Source organism: Actinosynnema sp. NPDC059335, assembly GCF_042752395.1.
GTDB lineage: Bacteria > Actinomycetota > Actinomycetes > Mycobacteriales > Pseudonocardiaceae > Actinosynnema.
Genome location: NZ_JBHYXZ010000229.1, coordinates 1854 through 10451, shown reverse-complemented (window position 1 = coordinate 10451; position 8598 = coordinate 1854). Strand labels below are relative to the sequence as shown.

Genomic DNA, 8598 nt, shown 5'->3' with positions numbered 1-8598 from the left:
GGTACGTCCCGGGCAAGGCGATACGGCGGGCGTGCGGTAGCGGACGTCCACCGGGCCGTCGCCGGTGTTGGCCATCGCCTGGCCGAACCGCAGGCACAGCCGCGCGTCCCGCTCCTCGACCTCGCTGCGGAAGCACGACGAGCCGGGCTCGGCCGAGTCGCCGAAGAACGGCGGCGGCGTGTCGAACGTCGCGAACCGCTGCGGCAGCGCCTCCAGGTCGGGCAGCAGGTCGCGCGGCACGGGTTCGACCCGCGAGTCCTCGTTCTCCACCAGGCCCTCGTATCGGGCGGTGGCGGACGCCAACCCGGGCACGAACGGGTTCTGGAAGACGTAGACGGTGTAGTGCGCGGTGGTCTTCGGCAGCCACACCGAGCGGGACGTGCCGATCTGCGCGTCGGCGAGCGCGACCCGGCGGCCGGCCCGGTAGACGGCGAAGCCCAGGCTGTCGTCGGGGGTCGCGCCGACCGTGCGGATCGCCAGCTCGACCCCGCCGGGCCGGTCCCGCAGCCGCGCGGGCAGCCGCACCGCCACCTCGGCCCGGTCGCACCCCGCGGCCCGGCACTCGGGCACGTCCCGCACCCGCGGGTCGTCCCGGTCCACCCGGCCGTGCCAGGTCGCCGACCGGTCCGAGTCGACCACCACGCCGGGCCCGCGCGCGACCGCGGGAGCCGCGGCGGTCAGGAGCAGGACCACCACCGGCACGACCACACCCCTCATACCGGCCAGCGTCCGCCGGGTCGGCGCGGCTGTCAGCCCCGGTTCCCCGATCGGGTGTGCCCCGACCGGGGCGGACCGGTGCCCCTCACCCCGGTGCCGGGGCGGCAGGCGGCCCGGTCGACGCCCGCCGTCACCGCGCGTCGAGGTACGGGCGGAGCAGGCGGTCGAGCAGGTCCGGCACCGCCTCCACCCCGTCGGCCTCGATGTTCTGGGCCGCGCGGAGGACGGCCGCGTTGATCAGCTCGGCCATGCGCCCGGGATCGGGCTCGCCGAGCAGGCGCAGGGACTCGATGAGGGGTTCATGGAGCCGCGCGTGCAGCTCCGCGCTGTGCTCGTGCAGCACGGCCGGGTCCATCACGGTCCGCAGCGCCTGGGCTCCGGCACGACGGCACCCGAAAGGGCCGTGCCGGTTCCGGGAATGTGTGGCCGCGTCGACCGGAATTCGCCGAAGGGTTCCGGGAATGTCTGCATTCGGGACCGGAAATCCGCCGAGGCCCATGGGCCGATCGGCGCACGCGTCCGGTCGGCCGAATGGATGCGGAAAACGGTCGACGTGACCGGCGGTAGTGTGCGCACACCGTCGACATGAGGGGGGAGCATGGTCGAGGAACCCTCTGGTTCCCGGGGCGGTTTGGGCGACAAGGTGCTCAAGTGGATAGCCATCGTCGCCGACGTCGCGGCGGTGGCGGCCGTCCTCACCGGGTCGACAGCGGCCGTCATCGGTATTTCCGGGGCGGTCGCCGTGCTGGCCGGGTTGCTGTACCTGGGCACGCTGGCGGGCTCGCTGCCCCGGTTCCGGGTGGCGGTGGCGATCGTGGGCATCATCGCGGGGACCGCCGCGCTGGCCGTGGTGGTGGACCGCGGTCTTGCGAGGGACGGCCGGGGCGTCGCCACCGGAACCCCGGCGCCGACCGCGCCGACCTCGGCGGACGGCGATCGGTCGGGGACGTCGGCGTCCGCCGGGGCGACGTCGACCGGAGGGGGAGGCCCGACGTCCACCACCGGGGTCCCGGTCGGCACGGCGTCGAAGCCCCTGAGCGAGGTCGCGCTGGTCGGCCGCGAGTCCTCGTACTACGACCTGGGCTCGTTGAAGGTCAACGGCGCGGAGCACGACAAGGTGATGATCGGCGAGTCGTACCTCTGCGACCCGTATGTCGAAACGTACCAGGTGGACCGCAAGTACCGGACGTTCAGCGCGAAGGTCGGTCTCGGCGACAAGAGCCCTTCGGAGGCCACGGTGACATTCGCGGTGATGGTCGACGACGAGACCAGGGCGTCGGCGACGCTGGGTGTCGGCCGGGTGGAGGAAATACGGGCCGACATCACCGGTGCTTTCCGGATCCGGATATCCATCGAGTCGAGCGCCTGCTACACCACGGTCTACTCGGGCTGGATCGACCCGGTGCTGACGCCGTAGTCGTTCCGGCGGCGTCGAAGACGTGAATTCGCCGTGGACGGTCCCCTCGGGACGTTCCGGGACGGGTTGCCGCCGCCGGCGGCGGGAGCGACGGTCAGTCCGGGTCGCGTGCCCAGGCCGTGAGGTTGGCGACGATCGCGCCGAGGGCGAGGACGCCCAGCAGGCCACCCGCCACCCAGTGCGCCTGGTCGTTGTCGGCCAGGGCGGCGGCGACCACGCGGCCGCCCTCCAGGTCGTAGCGGACCGTCACGCGGTCGCCGGGGTTCCGGGCCGGCCCGTTCTCCGACAGGGTCACGACCTGCTCCGTGCCGTCCGGGAGCCGGTACGCGACCTCGACCGAGTAGCTCTTCCCGGACCGCAGGCGCTCCCGCACCACGCCCTCGGCATCGGCCCACGACCGCTGCTCGACCGCCGACCGGATCACGAGCACCAGCCCCGCGAGCGCACCCACCAGCACGAGCCCGGCCACGACCCGACCCGTCCGCGACCTCATCGACTTCGCCACGACGCCTCCTCCACCCACGACATCGCCGCACCGCCTGCGAATGCGACAGTCCCGCCGCGGGACCTCAGGGGGCGGGCGTCGGCTGCGGCCGGCGGGGGAAGGCGCGCCGGTAGTCGCTGGGGGAGACGCCGACCTGCTTGAGGAAGTGGTGGCGCAGGTTGTTCGCCGTGCCGAGACCGCTCAGCTCCGCGATCCGGTCCACGGCGAGGTCGGTCGACTCCAGCAGGGTCTGCGCCCTGGCCACGCGCTGGTTCAGCAGCCACCGCAACGGCGTGGTCCCGGTGGCCGCCTGGAGCCGCCGGTAGAACGTGCGCGGGCTCACGGCGGCACGTCGGGCCAGGTCGTCGATCGTCAGCGGCTGGTCCAGGTGGGCGCGGGCCCAGTCCAGCACCGGCGCCAGGCCGTCGTCGTCTGTGGCGGGCACCGACAGGTCGATCACCTGCGACTGCGCGCCCGGGCGGTGGGTCGGCACCACCAACCGGCGGGCGAGCTGGTTGGCGACGTGCGCGCCGAGGTCGTGGCGGACCAGGTGCAGGCAGAGGTCGAGCGCGGCCGTCATCCCGGCGCTGGTGAGCACGTCGCCGTTGTCCACGTAGAGCACCGAGTCGTCCACGTCGACCTCGGGGTAGCGCTCGGCGAGCCGGCCGGCGTGCATCCAGTGCGCGGTGGCCCGCCGCCCGTCGAGCAGCCCCGCCTCGGCGAGCGCGAACGCGCCGGCGCAGAGCGACACCATCCTGGCCCCGGCGTCGTGCGCCCGGCGCAGGGCGGCGACCAGGTCGGGCGGCACGGGCGCGTCGTCGTAGACGACCTCGTCCGGCACCGAGGCCACGATGACGGTGTCCGCGTCCGCGAGGTCGTCCAGCCCGCGCCCGCCGCGCAGCGCGAACCCGGGCAGGGACGCCTCGGCCTGCTCCCCGGCCCCGCACAGCCACAGGTCGTACCAGGGGTCGGCGAGGTCCGGCTGTGGCAGGCCGAACACGGTGGCGGGGATGCTCAGCTCGTACAGGTCGAGGACGCCGATCGCGTCGGGCACGACCAGTGCGACAGAACCGGCGCTCATGGTCCACATCGTATGGCAGGAATTTGGTGGCACGGGTCATCACCGTCACTGGTCGCGCCGGCCGACGACGGCGAACCTGGTCCCATGAACACCATGAGGACAGACCGCGAGCCGGTCACCGTCATCGGTCTGGGCAACCTCGGGCGCGTGGTGGCCGAGGCGTTCCTGCGCGACGGACACCCGACGACGGTCTGGAACCGGTCCGCGGCCAGGGCGGAGGCGCTCGCGGCGCGCGGTGCGGCGGTGGCCGGCACGGCGGCCGAGGCGATCGCCGCCGGCGAACTCGTGCTCGTCACCGTGCTCGATCCCCCTGCCGCGCGGGAAGTGCTGAGCGGTGCGGCCGACGCGGTTCGCGGCCGTGCGCTGGTGAACCTGACGTCCGGCACGCCGGACGACGCGCGGGAGGTGGCCGCCTGGGCGCGGGAGCAGGGCGCGGCGTACCTCCACGGGGCCGTCTACGCGGTGCCGGAGACGATCGGCACGGAACAGTCGTCCCTCAACTACAGCGGTTCGGAGGAAGTCCACCAGCGGTGGCGGCACCGGCTGGACCTCCTCGGCAGGGGCACGTTCCTCGGCCCGGAGCCGGGTCTGGCGTCGGGCTACGACGTCGCCGTCCTCGCCGGGATGTACGGCGCGATCGGCGGTTTCCTGCACGCCGCCGCGATGGCCCGCGCCGCCGGGATCGGCGCGACCGAACTCACCCCGAAGCTGGTGTCCTGGCTGACGGACCTGTTCCCGGCGCTGTCCACGTTCGCCCGGGAGATCGACGACAGGGACTACTCCGGCGAGGAGTCCAGCCTGGCGATGAACCAGTCGGGACTGGCCACGATCATCCGGGCGAGCCGGGCGCAGGGCGTGCCCGTCACCACCCTGCTCCCGCTCAAGGAGCTGGTCGACCGGCAGGTCGCCGCCGGCCACGGCGCGGCCAGCCTCGCCCGCGCCGTCGAGTCGCTGGAGGGCGGTGGGTGACCACCGTGGACGGTGCCGTGCGGGTGACCACCGCGGCGGGGCCGTGCGGGTGACCGTCCACATCGGAGTCACCGGGCGCGGCGGCCCGGCGGGTGCGGATCGCGCCGGTCCGCGCCCGCCGGTCACCCGCCGGCGACCGTCGCCGGGGTGATCATGTTCGAGCACGACACGGTGGCGAACTCGCCCTTGGCCGTGTTGTTCGCGACGACGTGGCCGTCCACGGTGATGGTGCACGAGATCGACTCGCCCTGGCCGTTGGCCGCCATGACCTGCGCCACGCCCAGGCCCGGGCCGGCCGGGATGGTCAGCTCCCGCCGCCATGGCAGGTCGACGGCCTCGACCTTCTCGCTGCTGTTCACCCCCTCCGCGGTGAACCTGATCTCCGGCGACTTGCCGCCCGGCCCGGTGACCTCGTAGACGACCACGTGGGTGAGCGGTGCGGAGGGCGGGGCCTCCTCGTCGGTGACGACGCGGACGACCATGCCCCCGGTGACCACCACCGCGGCCAGCGCGACGAGCGGGCCCTTCCGGCGGCGCGGCCCGTTGCCCGGGGAAATCGGTCGACCGCGTTCGCGCGTGCTCGTGGAGGAAGTCATATCCCCTCGCTGTTCTCGTTCGGTCGGCCCGCGCATTGTCGCGGCGACCGTCCCGGTATGGGTGCGCGAAGCCATGCTGGCAGAGGGATATGTGTTTTTACAACACCCCTCCGCACAGACGTGACGAATCGTCGCCTACGCTCGGGTGGTCGGACTGTCGGGTATTAACTTGGCACAGTAAATAGTTGTCACCCGTCGGGCCTCGACTCCGCTTCTTCAGGTGCCTTGACCTGGGGTTTTGCTGATTCGAGCGGAGGTGGTCCGGTGTCGTGAATCGCTTCGGTCACGGTGTTTAGTTAGGTGTTGGTCACATCGCCGAACGCCGTTTGGTGCGAGCCAGTTGACGGACCGTTAACGTTTGCGCAATCCCGCTGACATTGCCCGTGGATGTATTGAGGTGCCTTCACGGTGACGACTTCAGCTACTGCCGACGGTGTGCAGGCGGTCGTGCGTGGAGGTTTTCCGATGTGCCGTAACAGGTGCCAGAAGGGAAATCGATGCGCTCTCCACACGTACCACGCTTGTTCTCCCCCGGAAGGAGACGCCGTCGCGGGACACGGGCGATCGCGCTCGGATCCGCGCTGCTGCTCACCGTGGTCGGGGTCCTGCTGAACGCCCCGGCGGCCACCGCGGCCACGTTCACGGTGTCGATGCGGAACCTCCAGTACAACCCGCCGACGCTGAACGTGAGCGTCGGTGACACGGTCCGGTGGTCCAACGACGAGACCAACGGCGTCGTGCACAGCGTCACCGGCGGTCCGCTGTCCGCGGACGTGAACGCCGGGGAGTCCTACTCGTTCACCTTCACCAGCCCGGGCACCGTCAACTACCGCTGCCGCTTCCACCCGGACATGCTCGGCACGGTGGTGGTCGGCGGCACGACACCCACGACCACCACGGGCCCGACCACGACCACCACCACCACGACCACCACGACCGCGCCCACGACGACCACCACCACGCAGGCGCCCGCGCCGACGACGACCACCGGCTCGGGCGGGCTGCCGATCGGCGTCGGGCCGATCCCCGTGTCGTTCCACCTCACCGACGCCCAGGGTTCCTGGTACGACACGAACCTCAACCTGTTCGGCACCCGGTCCCTGGCCGTGGCCGAGCTGCCCAGGATCAAGACCGGCGGGCTGCTCCCGGGCCTGCCGCTGGACGGCCTGCCCCTGCTCGGCAACGGGGCGCTGCTCGGCTCGGCCGCGAGCGACCTGCTCAACGGCGACCTGGCGCGGCTGACGCAGCTGGCGTTCAACACCGGCTCGCCGCTGATCTCCAGCCTGGGCGTCGACCCGGCGCAACTGCTCGGGCTCGACAACCTGCGCACCGCGATCGGCAAGGTGCTGCCACCGCTCGACCTGCGGCTGATCAGGGCGAACGCGCTGATCAGCCAGCTGTCCCAGCAGATGGCCGCCCGCCCGGCCAACGCCAAGACCGCGCTGCTGGACCTGCCGGTCGGCGTGGAGCTGATGAAGGTGCTCGCCGACATCCAGAAGTACGTGCAGACGACCACGATCAGCCTGCCGGTGACGGTGAACTTCGACATCTCGGCCCCGGCCGCGGAGTCGGCGCACACCATCACCAACCTGATCTGGCCGGAGAACGCGGCGGGCTTCCCGTTCGACCAGCCCGGCGCGTTCGTGGGCAGCACGACCGCGCAGCTCACCGAACCGGGCCTCTACGCGTTCGTCTGCAAGATCCACCCGTACATGCTCGGCGCGGTGGTCGTGGACGACCCGCTGACCCCCGGCCTGGACTTCGGCAAGAAGCTGAAGGTCAACAGCCGGGCGTTGAACGTCCCGTCCGACGCCGACATCATCGCGCAGCTGGTGCAGAAGTTCTTCAACATCACCTCGCCGAACAACTGGCAGAAGTTCAGCAACACCGAGGCGCGGACCTGGAACCCGACGTTCCCGCCCGCGCCCATCCTGATGCACGACTCCAACGGCAACCCGCAACTCGTGCCGATCCTCGACGCCTACTTCAAGAGCAAGTTCAACACGCCGAAGACCCTGCCCGCGTTGAACCAGCGCCCCGGCACGCCCGGCGTCGGCGAGGTCTGGATCGACACCCAGATGGAGAAGACGGCGAACAAGACCAAGTCCGGCACCGCGACCAAGGTCGACGTCTCCTCGTGGACGGTGGACCGCAAGGTCGCGCTGCCCGAGATCAACATGAACAACCCGCACAACATGTGGACCGACAAGGAGGAGAAGTACATCTACCAAACCGAGTGGTTCGGCAACAAGCTCGACGTCTTCGAGCGGGCGACGGGCCGGTTCGTGCGGCAGATCGAGGTCGGGCCGGACCCCTCGCACGTGATGACGAGGACCGACACCGACCAGCTCCACGTCGCGCTCAACGGCGGCGCGTCGGTGGTCGAGCTGTCGCCGGGCGCGACGAAGATCGACCGCCGCATCCCGGTGCAGGGTCCGGGCGAGAAGGTCGCGAACCCGCACGCCCACTGGATGACCGGTGACGGCAAGACCATGGTCACGCCGAACGTCAACAGCTACGACTCCACCATCGTGGACATCGCGTCGGGCGCGATCCGGAAGGAGGCCACCGGCGAACTGCCCATCGCCACCGGCATCACACCCGACGGCGCGAAGGCGTACGAGGCGAACTTCATGGGCGGCACGGTCTCCTGCATCTCGCTCAAGGAGAACGCCTGCAAGGACGGCGGCGCCACGCTGCACAGCAAGCAGATCGACCTGTGGCGCAACTACGACCCGGTGGCGGGCGAGCGCGGCCCCCACGGCGGTCTGCCGATCCAGCTCCCCGTGAGCCCGGACGGCAACGCGCTGCTCGTGGCGAACACGATGTCGTCCAACATCACGGTCATCGACCCGAAGACCGACGAGATCGTCAAGTGGTTGCCGTGCGACTCCGGTTGCCACGGCATCAACTACGGCGCGAAGCGGGGCGGCGGCTACTACGCCTACGTCTCCAGCAAGTTCGCCAACACGATGGCCGTCGTGGACATCGACCCGAACGGCGACGGCAACCCGGCCGACGCCGCCGTGGTCGGCAAGATGGTGCTCGACCCGAGCCCCACGACCGCGACCGACGACCGGGTCGTGGACCACGTGGGCATGGGCGGCATGGGCGTGCTCGCCGTGCCGCTGGTCTACGAGGGCTGGGTGCAGAACGTGCCCTCCAACCCGGTGAACGACCTGCTGACCTGTCGTCAGCGGCACCCGATCACCTTCGCCACCGATTGCTGACAACCCCCACCGCGTGGTCGTGTAGACCCGATCCCCACAGCCGAGCCCCCCCCCCCCGCCCCCAGACAGTGGGGACCCATAGACAACGAATTATATAAAAAGAC

At 71.1% G+C, this 8598-nt stretch carries 8 protein-coding genes; 3 read left to right on the top strand and 5 right to left on the bottom strand.

From position 1 onward, the window contains the following. The coding region (locus ACFXGA_RS37860; RefSeq protein WP_378097231.1) for a hypothetical protein at window positions 1–717 on the bottom strand (717 nt) is incomplete at its 3' end. A 130-nt stretch (window positions 718–847) separates the two neighbouring features. Further along, on the bottom strand, window positions 848–1072 hold the full coding sequence (locus ACFXGA_RS37855) for a hypothetical protein (protein ID WP_378097228.1): 225 nt from the start codon (window positions 1070–1072) through the stop codon (window positions 848–850). 243 nt (window positions 1073–1315) lie between these two features. Here ACFXGA_RS37855 and ACFXGA_RS37850 point away from each other — a divergent pair, with 243 nt between their 5' ends. After that, the gene (locus ACFXGA_RS37850; RefSeq protein WP_378097225.1) at window positions 1316–2134 is read left to right on the top strand and encodes an NPCBM/NEW2 domain-containing protein; all 819 of its coding nucleotides are present in this window, start codon (window positions 1316–1318) and stop codon (window positions 2132–2134) included. Between the two features lie 94 nt (window positions 2135–2228). Here the strand turns inward: ACFXGA_RS37850 and ACFXGA_RS37845 are convergent, their stop codons facing one another. Further along, entirely contained in the window at window positions 2229–2639 is a 411-nt protein-coding gene (locus ACFXGA_RS37845) for a DUF3592 domain-containing protein (RefSeq protein ID WP_378097222.1), read from the bottom strand. 64 nt (window positions 2640–2703) lie between these two features. Next, window positions 2704–3699 carry a GlxA family transcriptional regulator gene (locus tag ACFXGA_RS37840; RefSeq protein ID WP_378097219.1) on the bottom strand — a complete coding sequence of 332 codons (996 nt, stop codon included), beginning with the start codon at window positions 3697–3699 and terminating at the stop codon, window positions 2704–2706. A gap of 93 nt (window positions 3700–3792) precedes the next feature. Here ACFXGA_RS37840 and ACFXGA_RS37835 point away from each other — a divergent pair, with 93 nt between their 5' ends. After that, complete coding sequence (locus tag ACFXGA_RS37835; protein WP_378097216.1) at window positions 3793–4668, top strand: NAD(P)-binding domain-containing protein; 876 nt, start codon at window positions 3793–3795, stop codon at window positions 4666–4668. A 122-nt stretch (window positions 4669–4790) separates the two neighbouring features. Here the strand turns inward: ACFXGA_RS37835 and ACFXGA_RS37830 are convergent, their stop codons facing one another. Beyond that, window positions 4791–5264 carry an MmpS family transport accessory protein gene (locus ACFXGA_RS37830; protein WP_378097213.1) on the bottom strand — a complete coding sequence of 158 codons (474 nt, stop codon included), beginning with the start codon at window positions 5262–5264 and terminating at the stop codon, window positions 4791–4793. A gap of 593 nt (window positions 5265–5857) precedes the next feature. Here ACFXGA_RS37830 and ACFXGA_RS37825 point away from each other — a divergent pair. After that, a complete protein-coding gene (locus tag ACFXGA_RS37825; RefSeq protein WP_378097210.1) occupies window positions 5858–8494 on the top strand; it encodes a cupredoxin domain-containing protein in 2637 nt (878 codons plus the stop codon). Window positions 8495–8598 lie beyond the last annotated feature (104 nt).